Raw genomic sequence first — 17,727 nt, 5'->3', positions numbered from 1 at the left:
TTTATGTATAGGGTCGGGAAATGAGTAATTTTCGGTCTACCGCAATTTTCCGTGCCCTCAGGTTTATCAAGCACAGCGTGCGCAACTTTATCAATGAGACTTCTGGAAAGCGCCCGAGAATTCCTGTCGAGGGTACTTCTAAATCGCTCCTTACGCTTGGAACAGAGTATGGCGGATGGACATTTTCAGACGAGCCAAATCTTACAGGAGGAACGATAGTAAGCTGCGGGGCTGGTGAAGATATATCTTTCGATGTCCTTTTTTCTGCGAAGTACGGGGCCAAGGTCATCATTGTTGATCCAACACCGCGCGCGGTTAAACATGTCAAAGAAATAATAGCGCTAATAACCGAATCTGCGCGACAAGGCACGCTTGGTTCATTGGAGCTTTACGGCATCAAGGATTTCTCCAAAGCGGACCCAAGTAAGTTGCTCTTGCTGGAAAGGGCGCTTTGGTCGGAGCGATGCAATTTGAAGTTATTTCTGCCCAAGAACCCAGACCACGTTTCCCACTCTGCTTTAGACTTTCAGAATGAATACAGCCAGAAGGGCGAATTTATTGAAGTTAAGGCCCTTTCTTACAATGACTTATTCGATGAATTTGACATTGATGAAGTGTCACTTTTAAAGCTCGATATTGAGGGAGCAGAGGTCGAGGTGCTGAACTCATTGTCAGAGAAAGACGCACTGCCGCTGCAAATCTGTGTTGAATATGACGAACTCCTCAAACCCAATCGTCTTGCAGCACGGCGCGTGCGGGAAACGCACGACCACCTTACTCATCTCGGCTACAGCGCAATCTATAAGGACGCGCTAGGTGTGAACTTTCTGTACATTAAGAATACATGAAAATGCTCTTTGTATTCATTTGACCTGCCACTGAATTTTCATCCAGCGGCGATTAGGGCCTCGGCCGGAGTCTGGTAACCGAGGGAGGAGCGTGGCCTCGCGGTGTTGAAACCCTCTCTCCATTCAGCGATGGCGCTGCGCGCAAGATCGATGCCGAAGAACAGGCTTTCATTCAGGAACTGTCCCGCATCCGTCCGTTGAAGCTCTCGACATAACCGATTTGCATCGGCTGGCCGCGCGCTTGACGGCGATGTGCATGGTGGCAAATCATCAGCGCAACAACGGCCCCGTAGCTCAGCTGGATAGAGCACCGGCCTTCTAAGCCGATGGTCGCAGGTTCGAATCCTGCCGGGGTCGCCAGTTCATATCTGTTTAAAGAGGGCAGGGCGGCGCTGAACACCGCCCTTGGGGAAATCAGCTTTCGTCGGGGACGATGATCGGTTCGTCGGTTGCCGGATCCACGGCTTGCGCCTGCGCGGCGAGATAATCGCGTATCTCGTCGATCTTGCCGATCACATCCTCCTCGACGGTGCCGTCCTCGCCGATGACATCGACACCCAGTAGCGTCTTGGCCCAGGCGAGAAGTTCCTCGTCGACATAGGCGTCTTCGCCATATTCGGCGACACGGTTGTCGTTGGCGGCGGCGAGGAGGGCGGCGATCAGCTCCTCATCCGTGATCTGGCCTTCGAGACCCGCGATCTGCGTATTCAGGGTCGTGACGTCGCCGAGAGCGGCTTCCAGTTCGACAACCTCGGCGCTCGGCGCGACCGTGGCGTCCGCGCTTCCGATCAGCGAATCGATCGCGGCGATCTCCGCCTGGAGATCAAGCGTTTCCTGGCTCGCCGGGTCCGAAAGCCCGTCCAGCACCGTCTGGAGTTCGCTGCGCCGGGTCGCCAGGCCGTCAAGGCTGATACCGTCATAGGTGAACGCCGTGCCGGCCGTTGTTTCATAGGGCGTGATGGACGAGAAGGTGTCGGTCAGCAGCGTGGCCAAGGCTGTTTCGGCGGCCGTCAGGCGCTGTTCGGCCAATGCGAGATCGTCGACCGCGTTCTCGTAATCCACATAGGCAAGGACATAGGTCCGGATGCCCGTCATGCGCGGATCGGCGGCGTTCAGATATGCGTGATAATTGCGCTTCAGCGAGTTGAGGCCGGCGAGCTTCGCGTTGAAATTCTTCTCCTTGGCGAGGTTCGGGCGAGCCGCCGGGACGGGAAGTTCTGCAAGATTGGTGATCTTCCGGGTCTGGGGCTTCTTCGCCTTTGCGACGACGGCCTTCTTTTTCGTTGCCGCAACCGATTTCTTGCCGGAGTTGGACGGAATGGCAGCGGTTTTGTTGGTGTCGACCTTGTTCTTTCCGAAGATGTTGCTGAAAAGATTGCCGAGGCCCTTTCCGTTCCCGGAACCGCTGCCGTTCGATGACGCTGCGTTGCCCTTGGTCTTACCCGACGCGGACGCGCTTTTGCCGTTTCCGCCAGCATTGCTGCTCTTGCCGCTGTTACCGCCGGAGTTGCCGTTGCTGCCGCTATTTCCGCCACCATTTCCGTTGCCGCCCGCATTGCTGCTCTTGGCCTCGGCCTTCGCGACGAAATCGACGCCGCCCTTGTCGAAATGCACGCCGCCAACCGCGGAAAATGCGAGGGCGGTTGTGGCGAAAAGCGCGACGGTCTTCTTGGTTTTGGCGGCTGGCATCAGGTTCCCTTTCGGATGAGTCGAATCGATACCAACTAACCTTAGGGAAGCTGCGGGAGGCTTAACACCTTCCCGCAGAGTTTATCGGGCGCCGTAACGGTCAATTAACCTGGCGCTCCGCTGCAAAACGTGACCCGGTTTCCGTCAATTGCTGTTTGGGTGGGTGACCGAGACCGGATCGCTGGCCGGAAACGTTTCCTCCAGCCCTTGCTCGAGTTCATCGTCGCGTTCCGCCCTGTTCTTCACGGCGGACTGAGCGGCCTCTTCGGCTTCTTCACGCGAAGCGAAAACGGCCGAGGAACGGCCTTCGATGACGTAGATCCAGCCGTTGTCCTGTTCTGCGATGGCGTAATCCTGCGTGCTCATGACGGACTCCTTTTGTTGTTTCTGTTCAAGAAACGCATGCGCGCGCCCGAGGTTGCATCCGCAGCCGAAACCGCGAGCCCCGAAATTGCTTTGGATATTCGTTGATCCCGGCAGTCATGAATGGATCATGATCGTGAAGACGGGAGCCGGGTCGACCGGCGTCAGGCGGCCAATGCCGCCGCCAACGCTCCCTCGATGTCGCTCATCAAATCGGCGACATCTTCAACGCCGATATGCAAACGCATGATCGCGCCGCCGTAATCGCGCGACGCGACCGTTCTGTCCGCGAGGCTGGCATTGACAGCAAGGCTGTCATAACCGCCCCAGGAGTAGCCGAGCCCGAAGATGCGCAGCGCATCAAGGAATGCATCGGCTTGCGCCTCGCCGCCTTCCAGAACGAAGGAGAACGTGCCGCTCGAACCGCTGAAATTGCGCTTGAAGATCGCATGACCCGGATGGCTCTCGAGGCCAGGATGAAGAACCTTCACCACGCCCGGACGCCCTTCCAGCCAGCGCGCGATCTCCAGCGCCGAAGCCTCGTGGTGTTTCAGTCGCAGGCCCATGGTGCGCAGGCCTCTCAGCCCCTGATAGACGTCGTCCGGACCGGCGCATGTGCCAAGTGTGAGATAGGTATTGTATAGCTGCTCCCAGCATTTCTCGTTCGCCGACACCGTGCCGAGCAGGATATCCGAGTGGCCGCCGGGATATTTCGTGGCCGCATGGATCGAGATATCGACCCCGTGATCGAGCGGCTTGAAGAAGAGCGGCGTCGCCCAGGTGTTGTCGAGCATGGTGATAATGCCGTGTTCACGCGCGACAGCGGTAATCGCCGGGATGTCCTGAATTTCATAGGTGTTCGATCCCGGCGATTCGGTGAAGATGACGCGTGTGTTCGGCTTGACGAGCTTCGCGATGTCGGCGCCGATTTCCGGCTCGTAATATTCAACCTCGACACCGAGCCGCTTCAACATCGTGTCGGCGAAACGGCGCGTCGGGAAATAGATCGTATCGACGAGCAGAATGTGATCGCCCGCAGACAGGAAGGCGAGCAGCGGAACCGTGACGGCGGCCAGGCCCGACGGAACGGCGATCGTGCCGGCGCTGCCTTCCAGGCTGTCGATCGCGATGCAGAGCGCTTCCGAAGTCGGCGTGCCGCGTGTGCCATAGGTGTAGCGCAGGTTGCGTGTCCGCATGGTCTGCGCGTCGGGAAAGAGGACGGTCGAAGCGTGGACGACCGGAGGATTGACGAAGCCGTGGAAGTCGCGCGGCGCGTAGCCCGCATGCGCAAGCTTTGTGTTGATCCCCTGGCTCTTGCTGTTCCCGTCGCTCATTCTGACTGTTCTCCGTATTTGTTTGGCCTGATGCGATACGCATTTCTTGCGCGAAAACAAGGAAGGCGTTACTCGCGACTGAAGATCATCCAGAAAATTCATCCATGGGTTTGCAGCAAGCGCCGAAATCGAAAAACAATACTGCCGCAAGGGAAACCGCGCGGTCGTTGCTTTCCGTGTTCGGCCGCGGCGTGGCGACGAGCCGTCGCGTGCGTGCCCGGCTTTCGCGCCCGGTTTCGCGGGACATGCCTCCTGTCTGGACACCGCGCCTGACCTGGATCGCGTTCGCGGCCATCTATGCCATGGTCGTCGCTGCCATCTTCGATCCCTATTTCGTCCCGTTTGCTGGCCCGCCGCACAATTTCGTTCTCGCATTCCTGCGCGGGATCACCGATGTCGCGAAATCCGGCGTCTATATTGTCTCCGCTGTCATCGTGGTCGCGATCATCGGCATGCTGAACTGGCGTGATATCCGCCACGCGACACGGCGCTCGCTCATGACCGCCTATGGCCAGGCGGCATTTATCCTCGTTTCCGTGGCAGGACCCGGTATCCTCGTGAATGTCATCAAGCAATTCGTCGGGCGCGCTCGTCCGAGGATCGCTGACGAAGTGGGTGTCTACGCACTCGCGCCGTTCGAGTTCGACCATGTTTACCAAGGGTTTCCGTCCGGCCATGCGGCGACGGCGGGATCGCTTGCGATGATCTTGATGCTTTGGCATCCGCGCGCGCGGTGGCCGGCGTTCGGGCTGCTGTTCCTGCTCGCATGCGCGCGCATACCGGCCGGCGCTCATTATCCATCCGATGTCATTGCCGGCTTTTCCTTTGCCGCAATACTGACGCTCGTCTTGGCGCGATGGCTGGCACGCAGACGCGCCGTTTTCCAATTCGGCGACGACAGCCTGTTCCCCGTATTGAAAGCCTGACGCTTTTCAGCGCGCTCCAAAGCGCTGTGGTTCCAGCTAACGCGGCGACACAAAATCTTTATTTTTCCTTGACGGTGCTGGAAAATTGCCTTTGTCTTGCCGTGTGGAGGGAGGCATCGGTGACGGTTTCTTGTGAAATCGTCGCCACGCTGGGGTTATATTCATCTCGGCGAAAACCGGTGCTCGTGCCCAACTTATGTAACGTGAGCAACGAGAGGTTGAACTCAATGAAAAAACTGATGCTGACCAGTGCGCTTGGCGCGGCGGCCCTTGTAGTTACGGGTGCTGCTGCATCTGCGGCGACGCTGGACGACGTGAAGGCGAAAGGATTCGTGCAGTGCGGCGTGAGCCAGGGCCTGCCCGGATTCTCCAATCCCGATGCGGACGGCAACTGGAGTGGCCTCGACGTTGACCTTTGTCGCGGTATTGCCGCAGCGATCTTTGGCGACGGCGATGCCGTGAAGTTCACCCCGCTTTCGGCCAAGGAGCGTTTCACCGCGCTGCAGTCCGGTGAAATCGACGTTCTTTCCCGCAACACCACCTGGACCATGAGCCGCGACACGCAGCTCGGCCTGAACTTCGCTGGCGTCAACTACTATGACGGCCAGGGCTTCATGATCCGGACTTCGATGGAGATCAACTCCGCTCTGGAACTGTCCGGCGCGTCGATCTGCACCAACACCGGCACGACGACCGAGCTGAACGTCGCGGACTACTTCCGTGCCAACAACATGGACTACGAACTCGTTGCCTTTGAAAAGGCCGATGAGGTCGTGGCCGCTTACGACGCGGGCCGTTGCGACGTCTACACGACGGATGCGTCGGGCCTTTACGCGCAGCGCCTCAAGCTCACCGATCCGGGCGAGCACAAGGTCCTGCCGGAAATCATCTCCAAGGAGCCGCTTGGTCCGGTGGTTCGTCAGGGTGACGACCAGTGGTTCAACATCGTCAAGTGGGTCCACATCGCGACCGTGAACGCCGAGGAACTCGGCATCACCATGGACAATGTCGACGAGATGATGGCTGGCGACAATCCGTCGGTGAAGCGCCTCCTCGGTTCCGAGGGCGAGTTCGGTGCTGCCATCGGCCTCGACAATGACTGGGCGGCCAAGGTGATCAAGGCTGTCGGCAATTACGGCGAAATCTTTGACCGTAACGTCGGCCCCGATACGCCGCTTGGCATTGCGCGTGGCGTGAACGCGCTCTGGACCAAGGGTGGCCTGATGTACGGCCCGCCGATCCGCTAAACGAAATCAGCCTCACCCGGCCGCCAAGCGGCCGGGTGATTTTCTTTACGGTGGGGACATGCCATTTCAGATGGCGCGGAAAGCGGACCGACTTCTCGTTGGCTGCCATGACATGTCCGTCACCATAGCGGGTGAATAAGCGAAATGGCTGTTACCGACGCAACAGGGAATGGCTCCGGCGAGAGCGCGCCGAAGGTCGCTCTTCTCAACAATCCGGAAATCAGGGGCTGGGTCTTCCAGATCATACTGGCAATTCTGGTTGCCTATCTGGCCTATACCGGATGGGCGAACATGAACGCCAACCTGCGTGCCGCGGGCATCGCATCGGGTTGGGGTTTCCTGGGTACGAATGCGGGCTTCGCGATCAGCCAGTCGCTGATCGAGTACAGCCAGGCATCCTCGACCTACGGTCGCGTCTACATCGTCGGGCTGCTGAATACCCTCGCAGTCGCCTTTGTCGGCATCATCTTCGCCACGATCATCGGCTTCATCGTCGGCGTGGCGCGTCTGTCCAAGAACTGGCTCGTCAGTCGGCTTGCGACTGTCTATGTGGAGACCCTCCGCAACATCCCGCTGTTGCTGCAGATCTTCATCTGGTATTTCGGCGTCCTGCGGCTCTTGCCGCAACCGCGCCAGGGTTTCGATTTCGGGCCGCTGGGCTTGCTTAACAATCGCGGCTATTTCGCACCGAAGCCGGTTTGGGGCGAGGGCGGGATCTTCATCGTCTACGCATTCATCGCAGCCTGCGTCATTGCATGGGCCGTGGGTCGCTGGGCGCATAAGCGGCAAATGGCAACGGGTCAGATATTCCCGTCTTTCCTCTTTGGGCTTGGCGTAATCGTCCTGCTGCCCCTCGCGACATTCCTCGCGCTTGGCGCGCCGTTGACCTGGGACATTCCGGAAATGGGCGGTTTCCGTCCGAGCGGCGGCATGACGATCATTCCGGAGTACATCGCCATGCTGGTCGCGCTTTCGACCTACACGGCGTCCTTCATCGCGGAGATCGTCCGCGCCGGAATCCTGGCGGTCAACCGCGGGCAAACCGAGGCGGCCAGTGCTCTTGGCCTTCGGAACGGACCAACGCTGCGGCTGGTCATCATTCCCCAGGCGTTGCGCATCATCATCCCGCCGCTGACAAGCCAGTATCTGAACCTGACGAAGAACTCGTCCCTGGCGGTGGCGATTGCCTATCCGGAACTGACATCCGTCTTTGCCGGAACCGCCCTGAATCAGACCGGCCAGGCGGTCGAGATCATCTCGCTGACGATGCTCACCTATCTGACCATCTCGCTTGTGACCTCGCTCTTCATGAACTGGTACAACAATCGCGTCGCGCTGGTGGAGAGATAAGACGATGGCCGAAATTCACTCCGCCGCCGACATCGCCTATGTACGCCGGGAAATGCTTCCGGAGCAGGAAGCGCCCGGGAGCTCCAGAGGCGTGGTCGCATGGTTTCGCGAAAGCCTCTTTTCGTCGATACCCTACACGATCCTGACGCTTTTCTGCCTGTACCTTCTCTGGGTTATCGTCCCGCCAATCCTGAGCTTCCTGATTGGAAGTGCGGTCTGGACCGGGACAGACCGCGCCGTCTGCGCCACCGAGGCGCAGGGCGGCATCCAGCCAAATGGATGGTTCGGCGCCTGCTGGGCCTATGTCGGCGATTATGCCAACCAGTTCATTTACGGGCGCTATCCCAATGTCGAGCAATGGCGCGTCAACATCGTCGGCGTTCTCTTCTTCGGCGGACTCGCCGGCCTGCTGATCCCTTCGGTGCCTTACAAGCGCGAAAACATCATCTTCCTTTCGATCGTGTTTCCGATTGCGGCCCTTATCCTTCTGACCGGTGGCGATATCGCTGTCGACGGGCTCTATATCCCGCTTGCCGTTCTCGCGGTTCTCGCACTTGTCGTGACCTATGCGTTCGCCAAGCTCTCGGATTCGGACCCGCTGCCCGGCCTGAAAAATGTCGCGGCGCTGTTCATCGGGCTGTTCGTGCTGCTCTTCATCCTGGGCTTCGACTTCGGCCTCATGCATGTCGAGACGGAAATGTGGGGCGGCTTGCTTGTGACGCTGGTCATCGCGGTGACCGGTATCGCCGCCTCGTTGCCGGTCGGCATCGCGCTGGCGCTCGGGCGGCGTTCCGCGCTTCCGATCGTGCGCTTCTTTTCCATCGTCTTCATCGAGTTCTGGCGCGGCGTGCCGCTGATCACGGTTCTGTTCATGTCCTCGGTCATGCTGCCGCTGTTCCTTCCCGAGGGCGTCAGCTTCGACAAGCTGCTGCGTGCCTTGATCGGCGTGGCGCTGTTCTCCTCGGCCTATATGGCGGAGGTCGTGCGTGGCGGCCTGCAGGCATTGCCCAAGGGGCAATATGAGGGCGCGATGGCGCTGGGCCTGAACTGGGGCCAGATGATGCGCATGATCATCCTGCCGCAGGCGCTCAAGCTCGTCATTCCGGGGATCGTCAACACTTTCATCGGCCTGTTCAAGGACACGACGCTCGTTCTGATCATCGGCCTCTTCGACTTCCTCGGACAGATCCAGTCATCCTACTCCGACCCGACATGGGCCTCGCCGGTCCAGGCGATGACGGGGTACGCCTTCGCGGCGATCATGTACTGGATCTTCTGTTTCAGCATGTCCCGATACTCCATGTTCATGGAACGAAAGCTCGACACGGGCCACAAACGGTAAGGAACTCACGCCATGACAGCCGAAAACGCAACTGCAGAGGAAATCCGGGCAGCCGACCGCTCCAAGATGACGGTCTCGGAAACCGATGTTGCGGTCGAGATCATCGATATGCACAAGTGGTACGGTGATTTCCACGTCCTGCGCGATATCAACCTCAAGGTCATGCGTGGCGAACGCATCGTCATCGCCGGCCCGTCGGGCTCCGGCAAGTCGACGATGATCCGCTGCATCAACCGGCTGGAAGAGCACCAGAAGGGCCAGATTATCGTCGATGGCAACGAACTGACCAACGATCTCAAGAAGATCGACGAGGTGCGCCGCGAGGTCGGCATGGTGTTCCAGCACTTCAACCTGTTCCCGCATCTGACGATTCTGGAAAACTGCACCCTGGCGCCGATCTGGGTGCGCAAGATGCCGAAGAAGGAAGCCGATGAGCGCGCCATGCACTTCCTCGAGCGCGTCAAAATTCCCGAACAGGCGAACAAGTATCCCGGCCAGCTTTCCGGCGGTCAGCAGCAGCGCGTGGCCATCGCCCGTTCGCTCTGCATGAACCCGCGCATCATGCTGTTCGACGAGCCGACGTCCGCGCTCGACCCGGAGATGATCAAGGAAGTGCTCGACACGATGGTCGGCCTCGCCGAGGAAGGCATGACCATGCTCTGCGTTACGCACGAAATGGGCTTCGCGCGCCAGGTCGCCAACCGCGTGATCTTCATGGATCAGGGCCAGATCGTCGAGCAGAACAGCCCGGACGAGTTCTTCGACAACCCGCAGCACGAGCGGACCAAGCTGTTCCTCAGCCAGATCCTGCACTAGGCGGATTTTGGATGTTCTGTGAAGAGGCCGGCGTCAAGCCGGCCTTTTTCATTCCGGAATGCGGTAGCCGTACAGCCATTCGAGATCGGTGATGAAGGATGCCGCCGGCCGCATGGAAAAATACAGATTCCGGGCGAGGCGACCGGGACCGCTCTGGTGATAGACCCAGCGGTTGAACGCGGTACGCTTTGCGACCTCGCGCACGCGCTCACGCCTCAGGGCCGTGTAGCGCGGCAACGCCGCGCGCGGATTGTTGGCGTCCTGCGCGATGCAGCGGCCCGCGGTGTAACCGTCCTCGATCGCCATCGCAGCGCCCTGCGCCGCGAAGGGCTCGAGGCCATGCGCCGCATCGCCGATGAGCAGCACGCGTCCGCCATGCCAGACCCGATCCGGATCGACCGAATTGAGAGGCCAGACCGTCCACTTGGCTTTTTCGATCGCGTCGAAGCCTTCGATTTCGCGCGCGCTCTTCATGAGCCGGTCAAAACTCTCCTGGTCGGCTTCCTGCGCCCATTGGCCCGGTTCCGAACGGCCTTTGGTGATGGCGACGAAGTTGAGTGTGTCTTCGTTGCGCACCGGATAGGTGACGATATGGCTGTCTGGCGCCATCCATGCCGTGACCTGGGCCTTGCCGGATCTGCCAGGGCCAATCGCACGCCAGGCGATGCGCCCGGTCGGCTTGGGACGGCCCGCACCAATCAGGCTGTCACGAACCTTCGACCAGATGCCGTCGGCGCCGATCAGGATCCGCGATTCGATGACGGTCTCGCCGTCAGCCGTCGAAAACGTGGTCGTGACACGTTCTCCGCCTTCGCGCACATCCTTGACGGAATGGCCGGTCAACAGGGTCACCGACGGATGCGCTCGGGCCGCGTCGTAAAGCACACCATGCAGTAGCGCGCGATGCGCGGTGAGATAGGGCGCCCCCATACGCGCCAACCACGACTTAGTGATTGGCATGTCCAGCAGGACCCGCCCGCTCGATGCATCGCCGAGACGAATCGAAGCCGGAGCGATCGCCTTTGCCTCAAGGGCATCAAGAACGCCGAGAGTTCGGAGAATGCGGGTGGCATTCGGCGCGACCTGGAGGCCGGCACCCACTTCCGAAGGCCGGTCGAACGCCTCGGCGATTGTTACTTCGAGTCCATGCCGCGCAAGGGTCAACGCAGCCGTGAGGCCGGCAATGCCGGCCCCGGCGATCAGGATATGGCTTTCTTCAGTCAATTGGGAAAGCTGGCTTCTGCCGGGTGATAATGATCAGGCGGCGTCTCGTGTCTCGTAGGCGCAACCGGCAGGAACTGTCTCCTCGGCGCCGAGCGACGGGTTGTGGATATAAAGCGTCGAGCAATAGGGGCAAACCTTCTCGCTTTCATCGCCCATGTCGAGAAAGACATGCGGATGGTCGAAAGGCGGCTTGGCGCCGACGCACATGAACTCCTTGACGCCGATTTCGATCTTGGCGTGTCCGGCGTCGTTCTGGAAATGGGGCGTTGCGTGACCTGCCATGGTAAGTCCTGTAATCCGTGACTATCTGTATTGCCGTTGTCGCAGTGCACACTAGCGTCTCGAAGATGGAATTGGTAGCCAGTCCCTCTGCAAAATACCCGCCATTTCAACTGAAAACCGGAAACTGACATGCCTCGCTTTCGCCATGACCAATTGGACTTCGCTTATTTCGATGAAGGCGAACCGTCCGGCGATCCTGTGCTCCTTATCCATGGATTCGCGTCGAACAAGACCGTGAACTGGATCGGTCCGGGCTGGGTGAAAACGCTCGGCGGGGCCGGTTACAGGGTCATTGCGATCGACAATCGTGGCCACGGCGAAAGCGACAAGCCGCATGAGACAGAGGCCTATGTCCCGGAAAAGATGGCGGCGGACGCCATCGCGCTTCTCGATCACCTCGAAATCGGCAAGGCTCATGTGATGGGATATTCCATGGGCGCGCGCATCGGTGCGTTCATGTCGCTTGCCGCGCCTGAAAGGGTCCGTTCGGTCGTATTCGGCGGCCTCGGAATTGGCATGGTCCACGGGGTTGGTGGATGGGAGGGCATCGCCGAAGCCTTGCTCGCGCCGTCGATAGACGAGGTGACCCAGGAACGCGGGCGCGCCTTCCGCACCTTTGCAGACCAGACCGGAAGCGACCGTATCGCGCTCGCGGCCTGTATCGAGAGTTCACGAAAGAAACTGACGCCGGAACAGGTCCGCGAGATCACCACGCCGGCGCTGATCGCGGTCGGAACGAAGGATGATATTGCGGGCTCCGCGAGCGAACTCGCCGATTTGCTGCCTGATGCGACGGTTGTCGATATTCCGGGACGCGATCATATGCTGGCTGTCGGAGACCGCGTCTACAAGCAGGCGACCCTGGACTTTTTCGGTGCCCATTAACCGCGCTTCAGTTTCATTGACGAAGAGTTGAACCGAATTCGTTTAACTCACGTAGCCGATACGCTATCTTCCACCCTCAAAGGAAAGCTGACGGAGGCCCTCATGCCGCAGCAAAGAAAATCGACCTCTCCGGCGCAGCTTCAGGCTGTCGATCCGATTTGGTTCGCCGTGCGCCAGGACGCCGAGGCCGCCATCGCCAACGACCGGGCGCTTGGCGCGTTCATGCTGTCGACGGTGCTCAACCAGCCATCCCTGGAGGAAGCGGTGATTCACCGTATCTCCGAGCGGCTGGATCATGCCGACATCAGCGCCGATCTCCTGCGCCAGTCCTTCCGCGACATGCTGGCGTACGACCCGTCCTGGAGCGAGGTTCTTCGCGTCGACATGCAGGCTGTCTATGACCGCGATCCGGCATGCACGCGTTTCCTGGAGCCGCTGCTTTATTTCAAGGGCTTCCACGCACTCCAGACGCACCGGCTGGCGCATTGGCTCTACAAGCAGGGCCGCCTCGATTTCGCGCTCTACCTTCAAAGCCGCTCCTCGGCGGTTTTCCAGACCGACATCAATCCGGTTGCGCGGGTCGGGAAGGGGATCTTCCTCGACCACGCGACAGGGCTTGTCGTCGGCGAAACGGCAGCCATCGGGGACAATGTCTCGATTCTCCACTCGGTGACGCTGGGCGGCACCGGCAAGGAGGGCAGCGACAGGCATCCCAAGATCGGCGACGGCGTCCTGATCGGCGCGGGATCGAAGATCCTCGGCAATATCAAGGTTGGCAACAACAGCAAGGTTGCCGCTGGGTCGGTCGTCTTGAAGGATGTCCCGCCATGCAAGACCGTTGCCGGCGTTCCGGCGCGGGTCGTCGGCGATGCGGGTTGCAGCGAACCGTCCCGCGCGATGGATCAGCTCCTCGAGTCAGACTAACGATCGCGCATCGCAACTATGGTCGGTGAATGAGCGGGCGCGAGACTTGCGCCTGCACCCCAATTCGTGTTTTGCGTTGCCGCCAGCGCCTCGCAGCGCGACAACCAGCCAGGAGCTCACACGTGACATCCGAAGAACTTACGAAACTCACGCGTTTTTTCCGCAAGACCCTCGGAAACGAACAGCTTGCAGTGAAGCCGCGTCCGCGCATCGCCGATTCTGCGGAGCTTTATGTGGGGGACGAGTTTCTCGGGATCGTGACGCGTATCGAAGACGAGGGCGAGGTTTCCTACGACCTCTCCATGTCGATTCTCGATTTCGATCTTGAAGACTGATTTCTAGCTGCGGGCGGCCTTCAGCAGGCCAGCCAGGAATTCCGGAAGCGCGGCATTCATCCTGCTCCAGTCGTCGAGCAGCCGCATCGGAAAACGCAATTCCGCATTGAGCGTTTCACCAATCTGGATATCGGTATCGCAGGGCGCGACGATCGTTTGCGCGGTCGCGTCCGCCTTCTGGCAACGCGCGACGAATCGGCGGCCCGTTTCCGGGTCGGCTTCGGAAAAGACGATAAACTCTTCGATATAGCCGTGCTCGCGCGCCAGCAATGCGCGTTTCAGGCCGTTGCCCAAATCCGTCACCGGCCCGTCCATGACATTCCGGTAGACCGTATCGAACCGGCCGGCCATGTCCGTGCTTGTTATGCGCGGGGTCAGCGAAACGAACACGATCGAGTTGGTTTCCGGATCGATGTCGTTGAACGCCCTGGCAAGCCCGTCATTGAAGCCCGACATCGTCGGCCAGTGAATGTAAAGATCGAGTCGTTTTGCCAGCCCGGCTCGGCGCTGGTCCCGGATGCGAATCATATTGGCGGGAACCGAGATCGCGTCGTTGCCGATGACGACCTCGAAACGCTGGGTCGAGAGCGTGTGGCCGGCATGAACGAGGGACCGGCCGTAAAGCTTGCCCGCGATCAGGATGGCGACGGAAAGAAGCGCCAGAATGCCGAAGGCGACAAACAGGCGAAAGGCGAGGACCGGCAGGCCCTTGCGGATATCGTATTGTTCATCGTCGCTTACCGTTATCGCTGACATCGCACTTCCCGTGTGGCCCGAATTGGCACAACTTTTCTGGCATCGATCATGCATCACTCGACATCGTTATGGTAAACATCTGGTAAACCGGGGTGGTGTCGATGGTTGCGTTCATGGTGTTCGTCACGGGGGCGGCAGTGTCGCTGGCGTTCTTTTATCTCGCGCGGGGCTTTGGCGGCTTCATGCCCGGTTTCGACAGGGACACGCTGGCACGTAACGGAATGGCGACCTCGTTTGCCGTGTTTTGCGGCGCCGGGCCTGTCCTGCTGGTGCGTGCGCTCGGATCTGCGGAACGTCCGAGCACGCTGCACACAACGCTGAATATCACTTTTCTGACGTGTCTGATCCTGCTGTGGACCGGCGCGCTGGGCGTCGTGGCGGTGGAAAGCGCGCGAGTGTTCTTGTAATCCGATGCGTCTGGCGCCCGGGTGGCGCCTCCAGGATGTTTCGAAACGGTACGACAGGACACGTGATGGCAACTTACGATCTCGACGGTACGGTTCCCGATCAACAGGGAAACGGCGCGGCATTTATCGCCGAAGACGCGGCGGTCATCGGCAAGGTCACACTGGGCGAGGATTCAAGCGTCTGGTTCGGATGTGTCCTGCGCGGCGACAATGAGCGGATTACGGTCGGTGCGCGGTCCAATGTCCAGGAGCACACCGTCATGCATACCGACATGGGCTTCCCGCTCGATATCGGGGAAGGGTGCACGATTGGCCATCGCGCGATGCTGCACGGTTGCACGATCGGTGAAAACAGCCTGATCGGTATTGGCGCGATCGTGCTCAACGGCGCGCGGATCGGCAAGAACAGCCTCGTCGGCGCAGGCGCACTGGTTACCGAGGGCAAGGAGTTTCCGGACAACAGTCTGATTATCGGTTCGCCCGCCCGGGCCGTTCGCACCCTCGACGATGATGCCGTGGCGCGGCTGCGTGACTCCGCGGATCACTATGTCGAAAACGCCAGGCGATTCGCGTCCGGTCTGAGCCGGCAGGCTTCTGAAGACATATAAAAAAGAGCCGACCATCAAGGATGGCCGGCTCCTGACCCGGTCGTTGGGGATGGGATGGTTTGGGGACCCGACCGGGGACCTCTGAATTCGTTCCTGACTAGAAGTTCTGCGCGACGTTGCGGCGCGTATCGATGATATCGACCCACTTGCCCGCGTTCGCCGTGGATTGGCGTTTCAGGTACTGGTATCGCGTGTCACGCCAGTCGAGGACCTTCGTAACCAGATTGTCGAGGATGAAATCGCCGCGATCCGTGCGAACGGTCAGCACCGCGTGGCCGTCTCCGTTTGGCTGAAGCACTACCGTGATCAGCAGGTTCGACGGGTGAAAGCCGGCGCGGATCAGTTCATGCCGCTTGAGCAGGACGTAATCCTCGCAGTCGCCATACTTGACCGGATAGGACCAAATCTCTTCCTTGCCCCACATCTCGTAGTCGGTGCGCGGAGCGATCGTCGTGTTGATACGCGAATTGATCTTGATCATCGTTGACCAGGCGGCCTTCGTAAGCCGATCCGGCGCCACGTTGCCGGTCGCCCGACATTCGCCCGGTACCTGTAGGCAGAACTCGTAATGGCCGATTGGTTGGCTCGTGATGCGGCCGGTCTTCATCGGTGCAGCAGTCGCTACCGATATGCCGGTGATGATAACGAGGGAAGTGACCGCGCCACCCAGTCCAACCCCGCTGTTCCAGAATTTGTGCATACCATCGTCTCCCCAATGGAAGGCACAATGGCAGGAACTATTTTAGTTATCGCCAAGAACAACGGGGCGATTTGATGAAAGGAAATGCTATAATTGAATAGAAAACCGAATAAAGGAGATTTAAACTTGAGCGGCATTTATCTCAAATTAAATTCAATTTTCCCGATAGCGACCGATCTTGGCGCCTGCCGCTGAAACGCAGCCGGAAACGGGTGCGTCATGTCGAAAATCGAAGGAGACGGAATTTAGCTGAGATACTGCTGGAGGGTTTCGCGGCGCTGGATGACGGCGAACTCTATGGCGATACCGTCCTCGAAATGGCGCACGACCTGGCCACGCATGTTGCCGAGCGTGACCTGCGTACCAAGCGCCGGGCGGACATTGATTTCAACGGCGGCGCCCGAAACGGAAAGATCGATAATGCGGCAGCGATACTGCCGGCCGTCTTCGAGGGAGAGAATACCGGACGGATTGCGTGGCAGGATACGCTCGTGACGGCGATCCTCCGGGAGGTCCAGTTCGTGCTTGTTGGCAAGCCATGTCAGCTGTGCGGCGAGCTTGGCTTTCTTGCGCGGCGTCGTATTGAGTTCCAGTGCGAAACCGTCGTCGCGAACGCGCGCAACAGTTCCCTCGAGCCGTCCGATATGATCGATATAGGCAATGACGCGCTCGCCGGTCTTTGCGGTCGCGTCGGTCGCGAAGAAAGCGCTGCCGGGAGACATGTCCACGACCTGGCAACGATGCTCCGTCCGGTCGGACAGCATCAAACGGCCATGCAGCATCACCTTTACGCGTTGGTATTGGCGGCGGTCTTGGTCGGATGCGGGTTGCTGTGCGCCGAGCATTCTTCGATTGGTCCAGTTCGATAGCGAGGACGACCAGAGAATACGGTTCTTCTGGTTAACGGCAGGTTATTGGAGCGCGGATTTGAGCGCTTGCGTTAAACTGTTTCCCCCCGCGCCATTACTTCTTTCCACCATCGACCACACGAAACGCCCGAAGCGCTCGCCTTGGCCCGATTTCACCTTTACCGGCAATGACTTGAAGATTGTGCGCGGACTCCTTGACGTCGCTGACGCGGCGGCGCGGAACCGGAACAGCGGGGCGATTTCGCAGCAGCGAAAGGCCGGCGAGGGGATCCATGTAGCGGACTCCGCGCAACTCGAATCGCGCCGGGACGATGCCGAGCCATTCGGGCTGGGTGAAGAGACTCGCGATGCCGAGAATGCGAGTCCGTTCATGGTCGATCGGAAGAAGCGCGATCTCCATCGCCACGCCGGCGCCCGCCGAACGCAGCGCCTGCACATCGAACACGACAAGAGACCCGTTCCGCAGGACCGTATTCAGGCCCTTTTCGATCTGCTTTGCATCGTCCGGCGCGAAGAGCTGTGCGAAGGGCGTGTCCTTCAGTTCCGCGCATCGCAACGTGCAGAGACGCGAACCGGCGAGCCGGAAAACCGGAACGCCGCTCTCATCCGTCTGCAGCAGCATCACGGAAGGCAGGAGCCTTCCGAGGCCGGCCGGCGCGATCGCGGAACGGTGCGGGGCAGGCTGACCGTCCCGCACTTCGTTCCAATAATTGTACAGTTCGATCGTATCCCTGTGTCGCATTGCCGACCGTCCCCGTATTCGAAGGCCGCCGATGTGCCATTGTGGCACAGGCGAGCCCGCATCCATTGTCCCGGTGGGAA

Annotated in this window: 21 protein-coding genes and 1 tRNA gene; 12 read left to right on the top strand and 10 right to left on the bottom strand. The window is 59.7% G+C overall.

The genetic code is table 11. The annotated features are described in order from the left end of the window. Window positions 1-20 precede the first annotated feature (20 nt). Window positions 21-848, top strand: coding sequence for an FkbM family methyltransferase (locus ACQK2M_RS15565; RefSeq protein ID WP_425418536.1), 828 nt, complete (start codon window positions 21-23; stop codon window positions 846-848). Window positions 849-886: 38 nt separating this feature from the next. Here ACQK2M_RS15565 and ACQK2M_RS15560 read toward each other — a convergent pair whose 3' ends face one another. Then, window positions 887-1,159, bottom strand: coding sequence for an integrase core domain-containing protein (locus ACQK2M_RS15560; RefSeq protein WP_425418535.1), 273 nt, complete (start codon window positions 1,157-1,159; stop codon window positions 887-889). On the opposite strand from ACQK2M_RS15560, the gene ACQK2M_RS15555 reads away from it, so the two are divergent. Further along, window positions 1,132-1,208, top strand: a tRNA-Arg gene (locus ACQK2M_RS15555). The genes ACQK2M_RS15560 and ACQK2M_RS15555 overlap by 28 nt on opposite strands. A gap of 54 nt (window positions 1,209-1,262) precedes the next feature. Here ACQK2M_RS15555 and ACQK2M_RS15550 read toward each other — a convergent pair. The 3 genes from ACQK2M_RS15550 to ACQK2M_RS15540 form a co-directional block, all read right to left on the bottom strand. Continuing rightward, window positions 1,263-2,537 carry a hypothetical protein gene (locus tag ACQK2M_RS15550; protein WP_425418534.1) on the bottom strand — a complete coding sequence of 425 codons (1,275 nt, stop codon included), beginning with the start codon at window positions 2,535-2,537 and terminating at the stop codon, window positions 1,263-1,265. A 144-nt stretch (window positions 2,538-2,681) separates the two neighbouring features. Further along, entirely contained in the window at window positions 2,682-2,903 is a 222-nt protein-coding gene (locus tag ACQK2M_RS15545) for a hypothetical protein (RefSeq protein WP_223479276.1), read from the bottom strand. Between the two features lie 161 nt (window positions 2,904-3,064). Next, window positions 3,065-4,234: a cystathionine beta-lyase gene (locus ACQK2M_RS15540; protein WP_425418533.1), complete on the bottom strand. Its 1,170-nt coding sequence runs from the start codon at window positions 4,232-4,234 to the stop codon at window positions 3,065-3,067. A 104-nt stretch (window positions 4,235-4,338) separates the two neighbouring features. Here ACQK2M_RS15540 and ACQK2M_RS15535 point away from each other — a divergent pair, with 104 nt between their 5' ends. The 5 genes from ACQK2M_RS15535 (at window position 4,339) to ACQK2M_RS15515 (ending at window position 9,915) form a co-directional block, all read left to right on the top strand. After that, window positions 4,339-5,160: a phosphatase PAP2 family protein gene (locus ACQK2M_RS15535; RefSeq protein WP_223479278.1), complete on the top strand. Its 822-nt coding sequence runs from the start codon at window positions 4,339-4,341 to the stop codon at window positions 5,158-5,160. Between the two features lie 227 nt (window positions 5,161-5,387). After that, window positions 5,388-6,407 carry an amino acid ABC transporter substrate-binding protein gene (locus tag ACQK2M_RS15530; RefSeq protein WP_223479279.1) on the top strand — a complete coding sequence of 340 codons (1,020 nt, stop codon included), beginning with the start codon at window positions 5,388-5,390 and terminating at the stop codon, window positions 6,405-6,407. Window positions 6,408-6,551: 144 nt separating this feature from the next. Further along, window positions 6,552-7,757: an amino acid ABC transporter permease gene (locus ACQK2M_RS15525; protein WP_425418532.1), complete on the top strand. Its 1,206-nt coding sequence runs from the start codon at window positions 6,552-6,554 to the stop codon at window positions 7,755-7,757. A gap of 4 nt (window positions 7,758-7,761) precedes the next feature. After that, window positions 7,762-9,099, top strand: a complete 1,338-nt coding sequence (locus ACQK2M_RS15520; RefSeq protein ID WP_425418531.1) for an amino acid ABC transporter permease — start codon at window positions 7,762-7,764, stop codon at window positions 9,097-9,099. A 12-nt stretch (window positions 9,100-9,111) separates the two neighbouring features. Further along, window positions 9,112-9,915 (top strand): amino acid ABC transporter ATP-binding protein, encoded by an 804-nt coding sequence (locus ACQK2M_RS15515; RefSeq protein ID WP_274385068.1) that lies wholly within the window; start codon window positions 9,112-9,114, stop codon window positions 9,913-9,915. A gap of 48 nt (window positions 9,916-9,963) precedes the next feature. Here the strand turns inward: ACQK2M_RS15515 and ACQK2M_RS15510 are convergent, their stop codons facing one another. Both ACQK2M_RS15510 and ACQK2M_RS15505 read right to left on the bottom strand, forming a co-directional pair. Further along, on the bottom strand, window positions 9,964-11,139 hold the full coding sequence (locus ACQK2M_RS15510) for an FAD-dependent monooxygenase (protein WP_425418530.1): 1,176 nt from the start codon (window positions 11,137-11,139) through the stop codon (window positions 9,964-9,966). 33 nt (window positions 11,140-11,172) lie between these two features. Then, entirely contained in the window at window positions 11,173-11,421 is a 249-nt protein-coding gene (locus tag ACQK2M_RS15505) for a zinc-finger domain-containing protein (protein WP_223479283.1), read from the bottom strand. 129 nt (window positions 11,422-11,550) lie between these two features. Between ACQK2M_RS15505 and ACQK2M_RS15500 the strand changes: the two genes are divergently transcribed. From ACQK2M_RS15500 to ACQK2M_RS15490, 3 genes are all read left to right on the top strand, one after another. Further along, window positions 11,551-12,306, top strand: a complete 756-nt coding sequence (locus ACQK2M_RS15500) for an alpha/beta fold hydrolase (protein ID WP_425418529.1) — start codon at window positions 11,551-11,553, stop codon at window positions 12,304-12,306. 102 nt (window positions 12,307-12,408) lie between these two features. Beyond that, window positions 12,409-13,230, top strand: coding sequence for a serine O-acetyltransferase (cysE, locus tag ACQK2M_RS15495; RefSeq protein ID WP_425418528.1), 822 nt, complete (start codon window positions 12,409-12,411; stop codon window positions 13,228-13,230). 122 nt (window positions 13,231-13,352) lie between these two features. Further along, window positions 13,353-13,565 carry a DUF3126 family protein gene (locus ACQK2M_RS15490; protein WP_223479286.1) on the top strand — a complete coding sequence of 71 codons (213 nt, stop codon included), beginning with the start codon at window positions 13,353-13,355 and terminating at the stop codon, window positions 13,563-13,565. Window positions 13,566-13,568: 3 nt separating this feature from the next. On the opposite strand, the gene ACQK2M_RS15485 is transcribed toward ACQK2M_RS15490, so the two are convergent. Next, a complete protein-coding gene (locus tag ACQK2M_RS15485; protein ID WP_425418527.1) occupies window positions 13,569-14,321 on the bottom strand; it encodes a hypothetical protein in 753 nt (250 codons plus the stop codon). Window positions 14,322-14,422: 101 nt separating this feature from the next. On the opposite strand from ACQK2M_RS15485, the gene ACQK2M_RS15480 reads away from it, so the two are divergent. Continuing rightward, window positions 14,423-14,728 carry a hypothetical protein gene (locus ACQK2M_RS15480; RefSeq protein WP_425418526.1) on the top strand — a complete coding sequence of 102 codons (306 nt, stop codon included), beginning with the start codon at window positions 14,423-14,425 and terminating at the stop codon, window positions 14,726-14,728. Window positions 14,729-14,793: 65 nt separating this feature from the next. After that, entirely contained in the window at window positions 14,794-15,336 is a 543-nt protein-coding gene (locus ACQK2M_RS15475; RefSeq protein ID WP_425418525.1) for a gamma carbonic anhydrase family protein, read from the top strand. 97 nt (window positions 15,337-15,433) lie between these two features. On the opposite strand, the gene ACQK2M_RS15470 is transcribed toward ACQK2M_RS15475, so the two are convergent. The 3 genes from ACQK2M_RS15470 to ACQK2M_RS15460 all read right to left on the bottom strand — a co-directional run bounded on the left by ACQK2M_RS15470 (window position 15,434) and on the right by ACQK2M_RS15460 (window position 17,647). Beyond that, on the bottom strand, window positions 15,434-16,036 hold the full coding sequence (locus ACQK2M_RS15470; protein ID WP_425418524.1) for a transglutaminase-like cysteine peptidase: 603 nt from the start codon (window positions 16,034-16,036) through the stop codon (window positions 15,434-15,436). Between the two features lie 245 nt (window positions 16,037-16,281). After that, the gene (locus ACQK2M_RS15465; RefSeq protein WP_425418523.1) at window positions 16,282-16,881 is read right to left on the bottom strand and encodes a PilZ domain-containing protein; all 600 of its coding nucleotides are present in this window, start codon (window positions 16,879-16,881) and stop codon (window positions 16,282-16,284) included. Window positions 16,882-16,999: 118 nt separating this feature from the next. Next, window positions 17,000-17,647: a PAS domain-containing protein gene (locus tag ACQK2M_RS15460; RefSeq protein ID WP_425418522.1), complete on the bottom strand. Its 648-nt coding sequence runs from the start codon at window positions 17,645-17,647 to the stop codon at window positions 17,000-17,002. Window positions 17,648-17,727 lie beyond the last annotated feature (80 nt).

Origin of the sequence: Oricola indica, assembly GCF_965227485.1 — a bacterium.
Taxonomy (GTDB): Bacteria; Pseudomonadota; Alphaproteobacteria; order Rhizobiales; family Rhizobiaceae; genus Oricola; species Oricola indica.
This window is presented reverse-complemented; position numbering and strand designations above follow the sequence as displayed.